The sequence below is a fragment of the Geomonas silvestris genome, assembly GCF_014193515.1.
Taxonomy (GTDB): Bacteria; Desulfobacterota; Desulfuromonadia; order Geobacterales; family Geobacteraceae; genus Geomonas; species Geomonas silvestris.
Window position 1 is genome coordinate 124,975 of sequence record NZ_BLXX01000006.1, and the last position, 17,805, is coordinate 142,779.

Annotated in this window: 11 protein-coding genes; 7 read left to right on the forward strand and 4 right to left on the reverse strand. The window is 63.0% G+C overall.

Translation table 11 applies throughout. The annotated features are described in order from the left end of the window. Genes GMST_RS11520 through GMST_RS11530 form a run of 3 tightly spaced genes read left to right on the forward strand, consistent with a single transcriptional unit; the run spans position 1 to position 6,614 of the window. Positions 1-2,271 (forward strand): PAS domain-containing hybrid sensor histidine kinase/response regulator, encoded by a 2,271-nt coding sequence (locus GMST_RS11520; protein WP_183354806.1) that lies wholly within the window; start codon positions 1-3, stop codon positions 2,269-2,271. Positions 2,272-2,292: 21 nt separating this feature from the next. Next, positions 2,293-4,374, forward strand: a complete 2,082-nt coding sequence (locus GMST_RS11525; protein ID WP_183354807.1) for a PilZ domain-containing protein — start codon at positions 2,293-2,295, stop codon at positions 4,372-4,374. Further along, on the forward strand, positions 4,371-6,614 hold the full coding sequence (locus tag GMST_RS11530; protein WP_183354808.1) for a sensor histidine kinase: 2,244 nt from the start codon (positions 4,371-4,373) through the stop codon (positions 6,612-6,614). Before GMST_RS11525 ends, GMST_RS11530 begins: the two co-directional genes overlap by 4 nt. On the opposite strand, the gene GMST_RS11535 is transcribed toward GMST_RS11530, so the two are convergent. The 4 genes from GMST_RS11535 to kaiC form a co-directional block, all read right to left on the reverse strand. Beyond that, on the reverse strand, positions 6,598-7,377 hold the full coding sequence (locus GMST_RS11535; RefSeq protein WP_246399436.1) for a class I SAM-dependent methyltransferase: 780 nt from the start codon (positions 7,375-7,377) through the stop codon (positions 6,598-6,600). The genes GMST_RS11530 and GMST_RS11535 overlap by 17 nt on opposite strands. A gap of 112 nt (positions 7,378-7,489) precedes the next feature. After that, a complete protein-coding gene (locus GMST_RS11540; RefSeq protein WP_183354810.1) occupies positions 7,490-9,655 on the reverse strand; it encodes a sensor histidine kinase in 2,166 nt (721 codons plus the stop codon). A 3-nt stretch (positions 9,656-9,658) separates the two neighbouring features. After that, positions 9,659-10,015 carry a circadian clock KaiB family protein gene (locus GMST_RS11545; protein WP_198424552.1) on the reverse strand — a complete coding sequence of 119 codons (357 nt, stop codon included), beginning with the start codon at positions 10,013-10,015 and terminating at the stop codon, positions 9,659-9,661. Between the two features lie 30 nt (positions 10,016-10,045). Continuing rightward, positions 10,046-11,791: a circadian clock protein KaiC gene (gene kaiC, locus GMST_RS11550; RefSeq protein WP_183354811.1), complete on the reverse strand. Its 1,746-nt coding sequence runs from the start codon at positions 11,789-11,791 to the stop codon at positions 10,046-10,048. A gap of 191 nt (positions 11,792-11,982) precedes the next feature. On the opposite strand from kaiC, the gene GMST_RS11555 reads away from it, so the two are divergent. From GMST_RS11555 to GMST_RS11570, 4 genes are all read left to right on the forward strand, one after another. Beyond that, positions 11,983-12,396 carry a response regulator gene (locus tag GMST_RS11555; protein WP_183354812.1) on the forward strand — a complete coding sequence of 138 codons (414 nt, stop codon included), beginning with the start codon at positions 11,983-11,985 and terminating at the stop codon, positions 12,394-12,396. 241 nt (positions 12,397-12,637) lie between these two features. Continuing rightward, entirely contained in the window at positions 12,638-13,033 is a 396-nt protein-coding gene (locus GMST_RS11560) for a response regulator (RefSeq protein WP_183354813.1), read from the forward strand. After that, entirely contained in the window at positions 13,030-14,643 is a 1,614-nt protein-coding gene (locus tag GMST_RS11565; protein WP_246399439.1) for a sensor histidine kinase, read from the forward strand. The genes GMST_RS11560 and GMST_RS11565 overlap by 4 nt, the downstream gene beginning before the upstream one ends. 47 nt (positions 14,644-14,690) lie before the next feature. Further along, on the forward strand, positions 14,691-17,804 hold the full coding sequence (locus GMST_RS11570; protein ID WP_183354814.1) for a PAS domain S-box protein: 3,114 nt from the start codon (positions 14,691-14,693) through the stop codon (positions 17,802-17,804). The last annotated feature ends 1 nt before the right edge of the window (position 17,805 follow it).

Consider the following 17,805-nt stretch of genomic DNA (forward strand, 5'->3'; position numbering starts at 1 on the left):
ATGGATCGCTTGAACCTGCTGCTCGTCGACGATAACCCGGACGACCGCACCCTGGTGATCCATGAGCTGCAAAAGGAGTTCGCAGGGTTGGCTGTCGAGCAGATCTACCAGGCGGACGCCCTGGAACGAGCCCTGCTGGCGCGCCGGTTCGATCTGGTCATCACCGATTACCGGCTCAACTGGAGTGACGGGCTCGAGGTACTGCGCCGGGTGCGTGCCATCCTGCCGGACTGTCCGGTCATCATGTTCACCGGCACGGGAAACGAGGAGATCGCGGTCGAGGCGATGAAATGCGGGCTGGACGACTACGTGGTCAAGCATCCCAAGCACTTCAAACGACTCCCCGCAGCGGTTAGTGCAGCGCTGGAAAAGAAACGCCAGCGTTTGGCCCTGGTCTCCAGCGAAGAGGAGTTCCGCCGGGTGATCCGCTGCTCGCCGGTCCCCATGGCCATCTACGACGACGAGGAGCGCTTCACCTTCTTAAACGAGAAATTCCTGAGGGTTTTCGGCTACACCCACGACGACCTTCGGGACCTCGACGACTGGTGGGAGCGCGCCTTTACCGATCCCGCCTACTGGCAGCAGGTGCGTCTTACCTGGCAGCACGCCCAGGAAAAGGCGCAGCGCACCGGCAACGACATCGAGCCGCACCGCTACCGGGTGACGTGCAAGGACGGCACCCAGCGGGTCGTGGAGATGCTCGGCTCCATCATCGGGAACAAGCACCTGATCATCCTCAACGACATCACCCAGCAGCGCTATGCCGACGAGCAGCTCCTGCAGCTGGGGGCCATCGTCGAGTCCTCCGACGACGCCATCATCGGGATGGACCTGGAAGGGGTGGTGCTGAACTGGAACCGCGGCGCCGAGAGGATCTACGGCTACAGCCGCGACGAGATGAAAGGGCACTGGTACGGGCAGGTACTCCCGGAAGGGGCCGACAACGAACTGCAGCAGATCCTGGAGAGCACGCGCCAGGGCGAGCACGTTGAACACTTCGAGACACTGCACCGCAGAAAAGACGGCAAGATCATCAACCTCTCCCTCACCATCTCCCCCATCGTCGACGCCGACGGCAACGTGGCCGGCGCCTCCACCATAGGTTCTGACATCACGCACCGGGTGAGCCTGGAACAGCAACTGCGCCAGGCCCAGAAGATGGAGGCGCTGGGGACCCTGGCCGGCGCCATCGCCCACGACTTCAACAACATCCTGACCGCGATCATCGGGCACGCGAGCCTTTTGGACCTCAAGCTGGAGAAGCACGACCCGCTCGCGGAAAACGTGCACCAGATTCTGGAGGCGGCGAGCCGCGCGGCGAACCTCACCCAGGCCCTGCTCGGCTTCAGCCGGAAGGCACCCATCGAAACCAAGCCGGTGAGCCTCAACGGCATCATCAAGAAGGTGGAGCGCCTCATCGTGATGCTCCTTAAGGAAAACGTCGCCTACCAGGTGAACTTGACCCCGGAGGATCCCACCATCCTGGCGGACTCCGGACAGATCGAGCAGGTCCTCATCAACCTCGCCACCAACGCGCGCGACGCCATCCCCTCGGGAGGCGCCATCCGTATCAGTACCGCGGTGGTCGATCTGGACGAGCAGTTCGTCAAGCTGCACGGCTACGGTCTCCCAGGGCGCTACGCGAGCCTCAGGTTCAGCGACAACGGGGTGGGGATGGACGAGCGGATCCGCACCCGGATCTTCGAGCCTTTTTTCACCACGAAGGAATCGGGACGCGGGACCGGGCTCGGCCTCTCCATCGTGTACGGCATCGTGAAGCAGCACAACGGCTTCATCACCTGCTACAGCGAGCCTGGACTGGGGACCACCTTTCAGATCTACCTCCCGGTTACGACGCGCGAGTCGGTGCAGCGGGTCAAAGGCCCGGAGGCCCCGCCCAAAGGGGGACACGAGACCATCCTGGTCGCCGAGGACGACGTGGCCACCAGGAACCTCGACCGCAAGATCCTCGAGGCCTACGGCTACCGGGTCCTCGAGGCCGCGGACGGCGAGGAGGCCATCGCCAGGTTCCGCGAGCACCAGGACGAGATCGACCTGCTGTTCCTGGACTCCATCATGCCGCGCAGAAACGGCAGGGAGGTCTACGAAGAACTGAACAGGTTAAAACCGGGGCTCAAGGTCCTTTTTACCAGCGGTTATCCAGCCGACGCACTGGGTGGGCTGCAAGGAAGAGAGTTCCGCCTGATCGCCAAGCCTATCCTGCCCACCCACCTTTTAAAGACCATCCGCGAGGTCCTGGATGGACACTGACGCCAACCGGAGCCACCTGTAATGGCAACGTCTCCCGAGGTCTCCACGCCGGCAGCCCACTCTTCGGACAGCACCGGGTCCGAGGCCGGCGCATCCGTGCGCAACATCTCGCGCGCTCACCTGGTCAACCGGCTCAACTTCCTGAACTTCCAGGATCAGGGCGTTCTGATCGGGCTGCGCCACGTCTGCTACGACAACGCCATCACCCTCAGGGCCCGCCCCCAACCCTGTGCCGGGGAGCGGCTCGACTGTACCTGGGCCGAACCCGCCGGTCTGCGCCAACTGCTCAGCAACTACCGCTTCGACCACCTGCTCATACCCGACGGAAAAAAGTACCTTTTGGTGAACCCCGAAATCCTCTCCCTGGACGAGGCGGGGCTCAGCTGCAACCTCCCTTTGACCTGCCGCGAGTTCCAGTTGCGCAAGATCAGGCGTCACCCAAGTACCGGGGTGGTGGCGCAGATCAGCCAGCACGGCGCTCTTTTGACTGGCGAGATGGTTGATTTCACTCCCATATCCGTGAAGGTGGAGGCCCAGGCGGGCGCCCCGCAGACCTTGTACTGGATCAACCCGGAGACACCGGTCAACCTGCGGCTGGCCGTGGGGGAGACGGTGGTCTATTCGGGGGCCTGCGAGGTCCTTTGGCGCAGCCGGTTGCGTCTGGGGAGCAGCTTCGTCCTGAAGCAGATCAATCACAACCTGCAGCGCTTCAAGGCCAAGTGCTACCGCAACTCCCGGCAGATCCTGGTTCCTTCGCCCAGCGTCAGCTTCGAACACCCGCTTATCGCCCGCCGGGTGAACCTCAAGGTGGTCGATCTCTCCGGTTCGGGGTTCTCCGTCGAGGAGGCCGAGGAGGATTCGGTGCTCATGCCGGGGATGATCATCCCCGAGCTCAAGCTCCATTTCGCTATGGTGCTGAGCCTGCGTCTGAAGGCCCAGGTGGTCTTTCGCAACCCGGTAGCATCCGGCACGGAGGGAGGGAGGGTCCGCTGCGGCCTGGCCATCCTCGACATGGACATCAGGGATCACGTAAAGCTCCTCTCCCTGTTGCACCAGGTGGCAAACCAGCGCTCGTCGGTGGGAACCGAGGTGGACCTCGATGAGCTGTGGGGTTTTTTCTTCGAAACCGGCTTCATCTACCCGGAGAAGTACGCCTACTTCCAGGCCAACAAGGAGCAGATCAAGAGAACTTACGCAAAGCTCTACGAGGAGAACCCGCAGATCGCCCGGCACTTCATCTACCAGGACCACGTGGCCATACTCGGCCACATGGCGATGGTCCGCGTTTACCCGGACTCTTGGCTCATCCACCACCACGCCGCCCGCCGCACCGCCTCGGTCAAGGCGGGCCTTGCCGTCCTCGACCAGGTGCGCCACTACATAAACGAGCTGGACAACTTCTACTTCGCCCACCTGAAATATGTCTTTTGTTACTTCCGCCCCGACAACAAGTTCCCGAACCGGATGTTCGGCGAGTTTGCCCGCCGCAACGGCAACCCACGGCAGTGTTCGCTGGACCGTTTCGGCTACGCCAGGTTCCGCGGGAAGGATCCCCGTCCCGAGCTCCCGGAGGGCTGGGAACTGGTCCTTAGCAGCGGGTTCGACCAGGCGGAGCTTGCGAGCTTTTACGAGTACAGCTCGGGAGGGCTGCTGGTCGACGCCTTCGAACTCGGCCGCTGCCAAACCGGCCCCGACCTGCTCGCCCAGGAGTACCGGGAGCTCGGGTTCCGCAAGGAGACCTTCTGCTACTCGCTCAGAAAAGACGGGGCGCTCCAGGCGTTTTTGCTGGTCTGCTGCACGGACGCCGGGCTCAACATGGCGGATCTCACCAACTGCGTCTCGACCTTCCTGCTCGATCCGAAGCTGCCCGGGGAGGTCCTGAGCGCCTGCTACGAGCTGGTGAGCGAGCATTTTGAGGGGGGCGAGATGCCGGTATTGACCTACCCGGCGGTGTCTCAAGAGGGGCAGGGGGGGGACTTCGACAAGGTCTACGACCTCTGGATCCTGGACCTCGCCTTCAGCGACCGGTACTTCGTTTTTTGCGACGCGTTGATGAGCAGCACGCGGCGCAGCGCGGCCCCGACAACAGGAGCGGCGACATGAGTGCGGAGAACCTGGCGGACGAGCCGCTTTATAACAGCAGGATCATCAACTCCTTCATCCTGCTCATAAAACGCAACTACAGCTACATCGACATCCCCGAGCTGCTCGCGTACGCGGGGATGCAGGAATACGAGGTGGCCGACCAGGGGCACTGGTTCAGCCAGCAGCAGGTGGACCGCTTCTACGAGAAGCTGGTACAGATGACCGGCAACCCGAGAATCGCCCGGGAGGCAGGACGCTACGCCGCCTCACCGGACGTCTTGGGGCCGATGCGCCAGTACATCCTCGGCATGGTGGACGCCGCGAACACCTTCGACATCATCAGCAAAACCACGGCAGGCTTCACCAGGTCCTCCCGCTACGAATCGCGCCCCATCGCCTCCAACGCGGTGGAGATCGTGGTCACCCCGCTCGTTCCCGGGCTGGAAAAGCCCTACCAGTGCGAGAACCGGATCGGCTTTTTCGAGGCGATCGTACTCATCTTTAACCACAAGATAAACGACCTCCAGTACCTCCCGGAAAACCAGCACCTCCCCACCATCCAGCACCCGGAATGCCTCTTCCAGGGCGACTCCGTGTGCCGTTACGTGGTTACCTGGGACAAGGCGCTCTACCACTTCCTGAAGCGGATGCGCAACCTCTTCCTGCTCCTTCTCGGAGGGGTGAACCTCGTTTTGGGCCTGGCCGGTGGCTGGGACCTCCTCGCCGTTTCCGTACCGACCTCGGTCTCGCTTTTTCTGGTGCTTGCCCTGGCGGCCAGCACCAGCGAGAAGGAGTCGCTCAAGGCGAGCCTCAACGGCACCAAGGACTCGCTGGATCACCTTCTGGACCAGATCGAGCTCAACTTCAACAACGCCATGCTCACCCACGAGATCGGCAACCGGTTGGCCAGCTACCGGCGGCTCGAGGATATGCTTCCCGCGGTGGCCGAGATCATGCAGCACCGGCTCGACTACGACCGCGGGCTTATCCTGCTTGCCGACCGCGACCGGACCCGTCTCGAGGTCGGGGCGAGCTACGGCTACACGGAAAACGAGCTGGGGTGCCTGCTGGGGATGGAATGGACCTTGGAGGGGAGAGGGGGGGCTCGCGACGTCTATCTCGCCTGCTTCCTCGACCAGCGCCCGTTCCTGGTAAACGACCTCGAAGCGGCGGTGGAATACGCGGCCTCCCCGAGCCTGGCCTGCGCCAAGGCTACCGGTACGCGGGCCTTCATCTGCTGTCCGATCCTCAGCGAGGAGGTGCCGCTAGGGGTGCTTGCCGTGGAGAGCGTGCAGACCCGCAGGCCGCTTCTGGAACGGGACATGAGCCTTTTGACCGGGCTTGCCTCCTTCATCGGCATCAGCATCCGCAACTGCGAGCTGATAAGCGCCCTGGAGACCGCCAACTCGGAACTGGAGCTGCGGGTCGCCAAGCGGACCGAGGACCTGGAGCAAAGCCGCGCCACCTTGGCGTTGCAGCACGAGGAACTGGAACGGACCTATTTCGACCTCGAGGAGGAGACCGCCCAGCGTGTGGCGGCACTGGAGGAGCTGCGGGACAAGGAGCGGATGCTCTTGCAACAGGGGAGGCTCGCCGCGCTGGGGGAGATGCTCAGCAACATCGCCCACCAGTGGCGCCAGCCGCTCAACGAACTGGGGCTCATCGTCCAGGAGCTTCCCATGATGTACGACAAGGGGAGTTTCGATGCCGACTACCTGAAGGGTAACGTCCAGAAGTTCATGAAGGTGCTGGCGCACCTCTCCAAGACCATCGACGACTTCCGGAACTTTTTCCGCCCCGACAAGGAAAAGACCACCTTCCCGGTGCAGCAGGTGCTGGAAAACACCCTCGGGCTGATCCAGGAAAGCTTCCGACAGCTCGACATCCACATCGAGGTTCAGGCGAGCGGCCAAGCCACGGTGTACGGGCACCCCAACGAATTCTCCCAGGTCATCCTCAACATCCTCTTCAACGCCCGCGACGCCTTTTTGGCGCGAAGAGAAAACGGGCCCCGGGAGATCGCGATCCGGATCTGCGAGGAGGCCGGCAAGGCCGTGCTTACCATCGCGGACAACGCCGGAGGTATCTCCGAGGAGATCATCGACAAGATCTTCGATCCGTACTTCACCACCCGCGGCCCCGAGCAGGGTACCGGCATCGGTCTCTACATGTCGAAGATCATCATCGAGAAGAACATCCCGGGACGGCTTTCGGTGCGCAATACGGGGGAAGGGGCCGAATTCAGGATCGAGGTTTGAGCTGGCGAGCCGGTTTGCGCCCCCGGCAGCAGATGATAGGGGTGTAGGTGAAACGGCGGGGGTCTGAGAAAAAGGAGAGGAATTCCTGCTGGAACTCCCGGTAACCTGAGGGGTACTCGGGGAACCGGTATCCGGAGCGCTGGGCTGCGACGGTCAGTTTCTGGGACCAGTTGTAGCGGTCGGTTTCGTTGAGTGGGCCGTAGATCAAGTGGTGCGCCTCCATCTCCACCTTGATGTCCTGGAAGCCGAGGTCGTAGAGGTAGCCGTAGAGCTTCCTTCCGGCATAGGGATCGAAGTCGCGCTCTTTTTCCATGACGAGCATGAGCTTCTTCAGGGCCTTGTCGAGCCGGTCGGGAAGAGGGTGGTGGTTCAGGCAGTTGTTGTCCAGGTCGGCGAGAAAGAGGATGCCGTCGTCGTTCAGCAACTTCGTCAGGCGCCCGACGATCTCCGGGCTTTTCTTCCGATGGTACTCGAGTACGAAGCGGACCCAGATGAAGTCGAAGGTCCCCAGCTCCCCCAACGAGGCAGCAAGGTCGCGACAGGCGAAGTTGAGCCCCGGGGCGCCGTAGCTTTCCTGGGCGTGCTTTATCCTGCTGCGCGACGCATCGACCCCTACCACCTCCCCGGCCGGTTGCACCAGATGGTGCAGGAAGTAACTGGTTTTTCCCGAGCCGCACCCCATGTCCGCCACCCGCATTCCCGGTTTGATCCCGGCCCAGAGGGCCTGCCGGAATACCGGTCCCCCCTCCGTCTTCAGTTCCAAGCGGCGGGCCTCTTCTGCATGCTCCATCAGGTACTGAGGCTGGCCCATAAACACGGTCCCTTCGTTGGGTGCTGGTTGCTGGTTTCGGGCGATGGGGAAAGGGGAAATGGGGCTAGATTTCGATCCGGAACTCGGCGCCAAGCTCTGTGTTGCGCACGGCAAGCCGCCCCCCCATGTTGCGTTCGATGATCGATTTCGACATGAAAAGTCCCACCCCGGTCCCCAGCTGGGGGCTCTTGGTGCTGAAGTAGGGGTCGAAAATCTTGTCGATGATCTCGCCGGGAACACCGCCCGCATTGTCGGCGACGGTGACGACGGTGGTCTCGCAGTCGCGGGATATGTTGATGGTCACCTTGGGGGCGGGGCACTGCCGCTCGGCGAGCGCGTCGCGGGCGTTGATCAGGATGTTGATGAGTACCTGGGCGAACTCGTTGGGATAGCCGTGGATGACCAGGTCCTTGTCGGCGTTTAATTCGATTTCGATGCGCGGCGTCTGGAGGCTGCCGCGGATGAGCGACAGGGCGCCGGCCACGGTCTCCCTGACGTTGAAGTCGACCTTTACCTTGTCAGGCTTGAAGTAGTTCCGGAAGTCGTCGATGGTGCGCGACATGTGCTCGATGAGTTCCATCGCCTTGCTGACGCTCTGGGACACGAACCCCCGGTCGAAATGCCCCAGGTCGTAAAAAAGCAGGAACTGCTGCACGGTGAGTCCCAACAGGTTCAGCGGGTGGCGCCACTGGTGCGCGATATTGCCTATCATCTCCCCCATGGCGGCCTGCCTGCTCTGCAAAAGCAGCAGCTGGTCCTTCTCCCGCAACTCCGCGGTCCTCTGGTTGACGCGGTTTTCCAGGTCGGCGTTGAGCTTTTTCAGATCCTCCTCGGCCCTCTTGCGCAAAAACGCCTCGACCACCGCCGGCGCCAGCAATTCGAGCGACTCCTGCTGGGACCGGGTGTACCCCCCCTGCCGATTGGCCACGGCGATCATGCCGATCACCCGCGAGTTCCTAAAAAGTGGCACCCCCAGGAAGGACTCCAGGGGCGGATGCCCGCCGGGGAGGCCGATCCGGCTCGGATCGTTGAGCGGGTCGTTGGTTACGTGGGACCTTCCTTCCCTGATGACCTTGCCGTAGATGCCGTGCAGCGCGAAGTCGCAGCTGCCCGCCCGGTGCCCCTGGCAATCGAGGGTGCTGCAGGCATCCCACCCGGGATTGCTGATCGCCAGTTCCTGGAAGCCGTCCTCTCGAACCTCCCCGATAAACCCGAATTCGCTCTGGGTGAGCTGCTGGGCGATCGCCAGGCAGGCCCTGGCCAGATCGTGCTCGGTAGGTGCCGTCAAGGCTGCCCTCAAAACGGCGCTAACCCCTTCGAGGACCGCGTTTTTCCTGCGGATCGCCTCTTCCATCTGTTTGCGCTGGGTGAAGTCGGTCATGCTGACCACACAGCCGATCGCCGCCCCCTGGCTGTCCTTCAGGCTGGTCGCGTTAAGCAGGAGCTGCAGGGGCTTGCGCGCCGGCGGGGAGAACTCGACCTCGGATCCTCGGGTTGAGTCGCCCTGCAGGGGGGAAAAGATGGAAAACGGCTGCCCGGAGACCAGGAACCGGAGCGGAAACAGCTCGTTGAAGGGGCGCAAAAGCGGGTTCTCACCGCACAACGCGTGGGCCACCCGGCTGGCCCGGATCACCATACCGCGCTCGTCGCAGACCACGATGGCTTCGCCGGCCTGCTCAATGATCGAGCTTGCCAGGCGCTCGGACGCTACGATCTCACCGGTGCGCTTTTGCAGGGTAAGGTCGGTCACCACGACACTAACTCCGTGACCGCCGGGGACTTCGAAGGGGCAGCAGCAGAGGATGACCGGGACGCTTCTGCCTTGTTCAGTGATCAGGGCGATCTCTTCGGTGGCGCATCCCGGCAGCGGGAGCGCGAGAAGCGCATTGAGCAGCGGGCGCTGCATCGGCGTGACGTACCAGGCGAGCTTGGTCCCGATCAACTGCTTCAACTGGACCCCGAGCAGGTCGGCCAGGCGTTGGTTCCCATAGAGGATGGTGCCGTCCTCGGAGAGGGTGGCCGCCCCCTCGTTCATGGTTTCCACCAGGACGCGGTAAGGGTGGTCGGCGCCTTTGAGGGTGAAGACCTGGTCGCCGTCGGCCCCCGACACCACGAAGGCGTCCACCTGGCCGCGGCCAATCGCCCGAAGCGTTTCTTCCGCCTCTTCCAGCCGGCTTTTCAGCTCGGCTATTTCCTGGAGCAGTGCGTCGTTTGGGAGCTCGCCGACCATGGCTTACCTCAGATAGGGCATGCCGAGCCCGCGCAGCAGTCGGTCTGTGTGGGAGAGATCCCCGATGAAGCGCCGAGCCGGGGGCGGGGTCTGTTTCACCAGGGTGGGGACGGCGACGATCTGGTGCTCCTTGGCGCACTGCGGCTGCTGGTAGATATCGATGATCTCCAGACGGTAGCGACCTTCCAGGTGCTGCTGGCAAAAGGCACGGATGTTCTCGATGGCGCGCAGCGAATTGGGGGTCATGCCGCTTACGAAGAGCCGGAAGGCGTAGGTCGTCATTTCCGGGTGCTGCTGCTCGTTACCCTGTCTGGCGGCTTTAGAGCCCCCTTTCGCACTGCCTGCGCGATGTACCATCATGTGGTCCCCCGTATGTGCGGTACTGGGCGGTTAGCTGGCCGAAACCGCCTCGAAGGGAAGGTCGGGAAGCGCATCGGACTGCCGGTTCCTGGCCACCGACCGTGCCGTTTCCGCGAGCTGCTCGCGGCGCAGGTTTTCACGCTCGATGGCGCGCTCGAGGTCCTCCCTCTCGGTTTGGATTTCGAGGGTGAGGGCGGCGATCTGCGCCTCGAGCAGTGCCTTCTTGCGCTCGATTTCCCGTTTTTTGCGCTCGATATCCTGGCAGCGCTCCAGGGCCTCGGCTCGCTCCCGGGCCTCCTGGGCGATCCGTCCAGAACCGGTCAGGACCCCGCCGGGGCCGAGATAGACGTCGCAAAGCTGGACGCCATGAGAGGTCAGGCAGAACTCCCGCACCTGGTTTGAGTGCTCCATGCCCCGCGATTTGAGGATGAACAGCCCGCGGTTGCGCTCCCCGCTCCCCTCGATGACCTGGAGCAAAAGCCAGGTATCCATCACCGAGGAGATGCCGATTTCGGTTTGCTCCAGACTCCTCCCCGCGACGGTTAAGTCGGTGCAAAATGCGGTGATCTGCCGCAGCTTCAGGTAGTCGATGAGCCGCGACAGCATCGATTTGGCCTCGAACGGGTTGGAGGCCGTCACCAAGTTGGAGATGGGATCGACCACCACGACATCGGGGCAGAACGCCTCGACGGCCTTGTGTATGGAGACCAGGTGCATCTCCAGTCCGTACAGGGTCGGGCGGACGTTGTAAAACTGCAGAAGGTCCCCATCAAGCCACTGCTTCAGGTCGATGCCGATGGAGAGCATGTTGCGGATGATTTGGTTGCGCGACTCCTCGAAGGAGAAGTACAGGCAGCGCTCGCCCCGCCGGCAGGCGGCGTCGACGAAGTGTGCTGCCAGGCTCGATTTTCCGGTTCCCGCTGTTCCGGTCACGAGGACGCTGCTCCCCTTGAAGAACCCTTGCCCCCCCAGCATGGCGTCCAGGCGGGAAACTCCGGAGGAGATGCGGTCCGTCGGGGCCGGATGCTCGAGGCCGATGGAGGAGATGGGGAGGACGGAGATCCCCTGGGCGTCGATGAGGAAAGGGTACTCGTTGGTGCCGTGCGAGCTGCCGCGGTACTTAACGATGCGCAGGCGCCTGGTCGCGATCTGTTCGGTCACCTTGTGGTTCAGCAGGATCACGCAATCCGCCACGTACTCCTCGAGCCCATAGCGGGTCAGGGTGTTGGACCCCTGTTCCCCGGTTATTACCGTGGTCACCTTTTTGTCTTTGAGAAAGCGGAACAGCCTGCGCAACTCGGCACGCAGCACAGCGTCGTGGGAAAAACCGGAGAAAAGCGATTCGATGGTGTCCAGCACCACGCGCCGCGCGCCGGTGCTGTCGATGGCATGTGCCAGCCGTACAAAGAGCCCCTCGAGGTCGAAACCGCCGGTCTCTTCTATCTCGCTTCTTTCTATGTGGATGTAGTCCAGGGCCAGCACGTTGCGGCTCACCATGTCCAGGAGGTCAAAACCCAGAGAGGCGAAGTCCTGGACCAGCTCCTCAGACTTTTCCTCAAACGACACATACACCCCTGGTTCGCCAAGCTCGGTCGCCCCGCGCACCAGGAATTCCATGGCAAGCAGTGTCTTGCCGCAACCGGTCTCCCCGCAGATCAAGGTGGGGCGCCCCCTCGGTATTCCGCCACCGGTGACTTCGTCGAGCCCCTTGATGCCGGTGGGGCACTTCTCGACCGGGGCCGCCGCGGGTGTTTTATCTGCTCTCTTGGGTGCCATGGTACCTCCCGGTGCCCGATCCGCCGGTTTCGGACAGCTCCCGGCGCCAAGGCGAAATCAAGGGTATATTGTAAATTGCTTATTAGAGTGTTGCAACAGTGCTGATGCCGGATACCCTATTTAGGGACGTCGTCCCTGGTAGCAAGCGGACCCGCCGCAGTGCAGCTATCGGCAGTCCACGGAGGAGAGTCATGAGTGAACGCCACGATCAGTTCAGATCCCAGCAACAACCGCGCGGACCGCTGCTCATCGTCGAGGATGACAGAGATTCCTGCGAGATGCTGGTGCTTATCGTCAGGAGACTCTACCCGGCGCTGGTCACCTACTGTGCGGGCGACGGCAAGACGGGGTGGGAGCTTTTCAGGCGACACGTGCCCCAGATCGTCATCACCGACCTCAGCATGCCGGAGATGGACGGCTTACAACTGGCCAGGATGATACGCTCTCTGCGCCCCGGTACCCGGCTGATCGCTCTCAGTGCGGACCTCGAGCGTGCCCTTCAGGAGAGTTCCGGTGAAGCGGCCGGCATCTTCGACCACTTCATCGCGAAGCCGTTTCACTTCAAAACGCTGATGGCTGTCATTGACGAGCCGTCCCCTAGCTGATGTGCGCAGTCGTACGGCCCCTTGCCGCCCTGGCATTCTGCGGGGACTGAACCGGCAACGGTTTCTGTCTGGAAAGTTTGACAACGAAACGGTCACCGATAAAATAAGAAACCGTTAATCTATAACTGCTTCCGTCAACGCCGCCAGCAGTGAGACGGCCGAGCTGCCGGAGGAAGTATCTTCGGCTGTCTCGGCCGGTTTGCTGTCTGGAGACGGACGGCAACAGTCAACGGAGTGGGTGATGAGGGACCGTCTGATAGTGCTCATCGAGGACAATGCCGACGACGCCTACCTGGCGATGCGGGTGATCGGAAAGGTCTGCGCCGACCGCGTCATCGTCGCACGGGACGGTGAGGAGGCGAGCCAGCTGCTGAAAAACCTGGCGGCCGACGGCTTGCACAGCCGGGTGCGCCTGGTGCTCCTCGACCTCAAGCTCCCGAAGCTCAGCGGCATCGAGGTGCTCCAGGAAATCCGCTCCAGCGAGCTCTTGTGCGGCCTCCCCGTGGCCGTGCTTACCTCCTCGGACAATGACCTCGACCAGGAGCACTGCCGCGCCTTGGGGGTCCTCGATTACATTTACAAACCGATGACCATCGACCGCCTGCAGCGGGTCCTGTCCCAGGACAAGGAACCTTGAAACCGGCCCAGAGCCAGCATGCCGGTGCGCCGGCGGACCTCACGGGGCTGTCGCTCCTCTACGTCGAGGACGAGGCCGAACCGCGGGTGATGGTGAGCAAGATGCTGGTGCTCAACTATCCGAACCTGACCGTCTACTCGGCCGAGAACGGTGCTGCCGGCCTTGCCGCCTTCCAGGAACACCTCCCCGATATCGTGGTAACCGACATCAACATGCCGGTCATGGACGGCATCCAGATGTCGCGGGCCATCAAGGAGATCAGGCCTGATGCCCTGATCATCGCCGTTACCGCTCACAGTGACACCTCCTATCTCCTGAACGCGATCCAGATTGGCATACACTACTACGTCCTGAAGCCCATAAATTACGACGAGCTGTTCTCAGCTCTGGACAAGGTGCTCGGGCAGCTCGCCTTGAAGCAGCTGGTCGAGCTCCAGAACCGGCGCATCAGCGAAAGCGAGCGGCAACTGGCCCTTGCCCAGCGCATCGCCCATCTGGGGAGCTGGCAGTGCGAACTCCCCGGTGGATCCATGACCTGGTCCGAAGAGATGTACCGTCTCCTGGACCACATCCAAGGTTCCCAGGCCGCAACCTTGGACCGGTTCCTGGAACGGGTGCATCCCGAGGACCGCGATCTGCTGCAGGAGAGGCTCGCCGCCTCGGCCGCCACGCGGCAACCCGTGGTTCCCCTGTACTGCCGGATCCGGCGTGCCGACGCCAGCGAACGGATCCTCAAGGTCGAGGCGACCGTGATGAGCACCCGGAAGGGCGCCCCTGTCACCCTGGTCGGCACCGCCCTGGATGTTACCGAACTGAAGCGGGCAGAAGAGGAGGTCCGTTCCCTGACCGGGGCCCTGGAGCGCCGAGTCCTGCAGCGGACCTCGCTGTTGCAGGCGAGTCTGCGCGAACTGGAGCACTTCAGCTACCTGGTCTCCCACGATTTGCGTGCTCCGGTTGCCCGTCTGGAAGGTTTCTGTCGAGCGCTGGTGGAGGACTGCGGCGAGTGCCGCAATGACAACTGCCGCACCTATGCCGAGCGTGCCGAGCGGGTGGTGCGCCAGATAAAGAGCATCATCGGCGCCTTCAACGAGCTGAGCCACTACACCCGTTGCGGCATGGTGATAGGCGAGGTCGACCTCTCGGCCCTGGCGCGCAGCATCGGCTCGGACTTCCAGCGCACCGAGCCCGAACGCAGCGTGCGGTTCCACATTGCCGACGGTCTGGTGGTGCAGGGTGACCAGCGCCTTTTGAGGATCGCCCTCGAGCACCTCATCGGTAACGCCTGGAAGTTCACCGCGAAGAAGGATCGGGCCTCCATCGAGTTCGCAGCCCAGGCGCAGGAAGGCACCCGGGTCTACTTCGTGCGCGACAACGGTGCCGGCTTCGACATGCGCTACGTGGACAAGCTCTTCAAACCGTTCCAAACCATCCACAGCCCCGGCGATTTCACCTGGAGCGGTACCGCCATCGGCCTCGCCACGGTGCACAGCATCGTGCTGCGCCACGGCGGGACCATCTGGGCCGAGGGGGAGGTCGACCGGGGCGCGACCTTCTTCTTCACCCTGGCAGACGAGCCCGAACCCGGCAGTTACTACGAGCGCACCCATTAGACCGGACCCGCGGTCGCAACCTCCGCACCCCATGGGAAGGGTTGATCATGAGCGATGCGATAGCCTTTGAGACCCCCGAAGAGCAGGGCGCCCTCCTGGCGGCGCTTCTTGCCTACACCCCGGATGCGGTGCTGACCGCCACCGGGGTAGGGGGGATCCGCTTCTGGAACCGGCGGGCCGAGGAACTGTTCGGCGAGCCGGCGGCCCAGGCGGCGGGGCGCGACCTCTTGACGTTCGCCGCCCCGGGCGGACGGGAGCTGTTGCAAGGAGGATTGCAACGGCTTAGGGAGACCGGATCGGCGCAGACTATCGAGGTGGAGTTGCTGGGGAGGGACGGCGCGGCATTTCCCGCGGCATTGACCCTGGCACCGCTCGAGGACGGCTCCGGCAGGCTGGCCCTGCTGGTCAGGCCGCTTACGGAAAAGGAACGCCTCGAAAATCGGCTCAGGGATACCGAGCGCCGCTACCGAAGCCAGATAGAGCTGGCAGCCGACGCCATCGTGGTCTTGCAGCAGGGACGGTTCGTCTATGCGAACTGTGCGGCTTTGGGGCTTTACGGCGCAGATTCCCTCGAGCAGTTGCAACAGGTGACCCTGCTCGACCTGGTGCATCCCGAGGAGCGTGCCGAGGTGCGCGAGCGCTACTGGCACCTGATCGACGGGGTGGCGAACCCCTTGCGCGAGTGTCGGTTGTTGCGGCTGGACGGGCAGGTGGTGCCGGTTGAGACCTCTTCTGCGGTGATCACCTACGAGGGAAAAACGAGCATCCAGGTGATCGCCCGCGACATCTCGCTGCGAAAGAGGGCCGAGGCTGAGCGAGAAGAGCTGGTTCGAGAGCTGGCGGCCCAGCGCGCCCGGTTCGAGGCGGTGCTGCGCCAGATGCCGGTCGCGGTGGTGATAGCCGAAGGGCCCACCGGCAGGATCGTCTACCACAATGAGGCCTCCGAGCTCATCTTCCGCAGCAGTTTCCCCAGGGTCGAGACCATCCGGGATTACCTGCAGTGGGAGGCGTCGACCCTGGACGGCAAGAAGCTCGCCGCGGAGGAGTACCCGATGGTGCGCGCCCTGCTGCGCGGCGAACGGGTCATCGGCGAGGAACTGAAGTTTGTCAGGGGCGACGGCAGCCACGGGGTGGTTAGCATCAATGCCGCGCCGATTTCCGATGCGGCCGGAGAGGTGAACTCCGCAGTCGTGGTGTACACCGACATCACCGAGCAGCTCAAGGCGGCAGAGGCCCTGCGCGAAAGCGAGGAACGCCTCGATCTCGCCCTCAGCGGTGCGGATATGGGGTGGTGCTCCCTGGACCTCCCGTCGGGGCGCGGCGTTTGGAGCCGACAGCACTTCACGCTGCTGGGCTACCCCGACCCGGGCATCGCGAGCGCCCCTGCTTGCGTTGGCCAGTGGCAGGATCTCATCGACCCGCAGGATCAAGACCAGGTAGCTCAGGCTATCCAAACCGCACGCAAAGAGCACTCCCTGTTCCGCTCCGAGCACCGCATCAGGCGATTTGATTCCGGTGAAACCATCTGGGTCTGCGTCTTGGGTCGCTACAACTACGACCAGGCCGGAGAGGCGACCCGCTTCATCGGGGTCATTTTCGATGTCACCGAACGCAGAAACGCCGATGAGAAACTGCGGGAATCGGAACTGAGGCACCGGCTTCTCTTCGAGACCAGCACCCAGGGGATCATCTATCACGATGCGGACAACCGGGTGCTCATGGTGAATCCGGCCCTGCAGCGCATGATCGGCAAGAGCGAGGCGGAGCTCGTCGGCAAGACGGTAGGAGAGTTCGGGCTGCAGCTCGAGTACGGCGACGGCACCCCGTTTCCCGAATCGGCAATCCCCTGCAGCATCGCCCTGCGTACCTTGAAGGAGGTAAGCCAGGTGGTGCTGAGGATGTACCGAAAGGAATCAGACGATTACCGCTGGTTCAGTATCAACGCGGTCCCCCTTTTTCACCCCGGCGAGCCGCGCCCCTACCAGGTTTACGCCACCGTCGAGGACATCACCTCCAACAAGGAGGCCGAGGCGGCGCTCAGGGCGAGCGAGGCCAAGTTCCGATGGCTTTTTGATTCAAACCTCATTGCCATCTTCTTCTGGAAGTCCGACGGCACGGTAACCGACGCGAACGACGCCTACTGCGAGCTGCTCGGCTATTCCGCGCGGGAGTGCCATGAGGGGCTGCTCAACTGGCTCGAAGTCACCCCGGAGGAGATGCTCCCCCGCGACTTCGCCGCACTCGAAGAGATCAGGACCCGCGGGTTTTGCCGACCCTACGAGAAGGAGTTCATCAACCGCAAAGACGGCCGGCGGGTGCCGGTACTGTGCACCGGTGCCTGGGCCACCGGCCAGGAAAGCGACGGCATCGGCCTGGTTATCGACCTCACCGACCTGAAAAGGGCCGAGCTGGCACTCAAGGAACAGGTGGCAGAGAAGCAGCGCGCGGTCGAGGAGTTGCACCGGCAGCAGCAGATGATGATCCGCCAGGCACGCTTTGCCGCCCTGGGCGAGATGATCGGCAACATCGCGCACCAGTGGCGCCAACCGCTCAACACCCTCGCGCTGCTGGTCCAGGAGCTCCCCTGGTACTACGACCATGACCAGTTCAGCCGCGAGTACCTGGGCTCCTGCGTGACCCGCGCCATGCAGGTCATCAACCACATGTCGAAGACCATCGACGGTTTCCGCAACTTTTTCGAGCCGGACAAGGAGGTAAGCGACTTCCAGGTCGCGGCGGTGCTGGCCCAGGCGGTCGCCATGGTGGAGGCGGCCTTTAGCGAGCTCAAGGTGGCCATCGAAATGCACGCCGGGGAAGACCTCGTGTTGCGTGGCTCCCCCAACGAATTTTCCCAGGTCATTCTCAACATCCTGATGAACGCGAAGGACGCCTTCCTGGAACGCAGGCCACCCGAGCCCCGGGTGGTGATCCGGCTCTTCACCGAGCAGGGGAGGGCGGTGGTAACGATAACCGACAACGCCGGCGGCATTGCGCCGGAGGTCATGGACCGGATCTTCGACCCCTACTTCACCACCAAGGGGCCGGACCGCGGCACCGGGATCGGACTCTTCATGTCGAAGACCATCGTGGAAAAAAACATGCACGGAACGCTCACGGCGTCCAACACCGGGGCAGGCGCGGAATTCCGCATCGAGGTTTGAT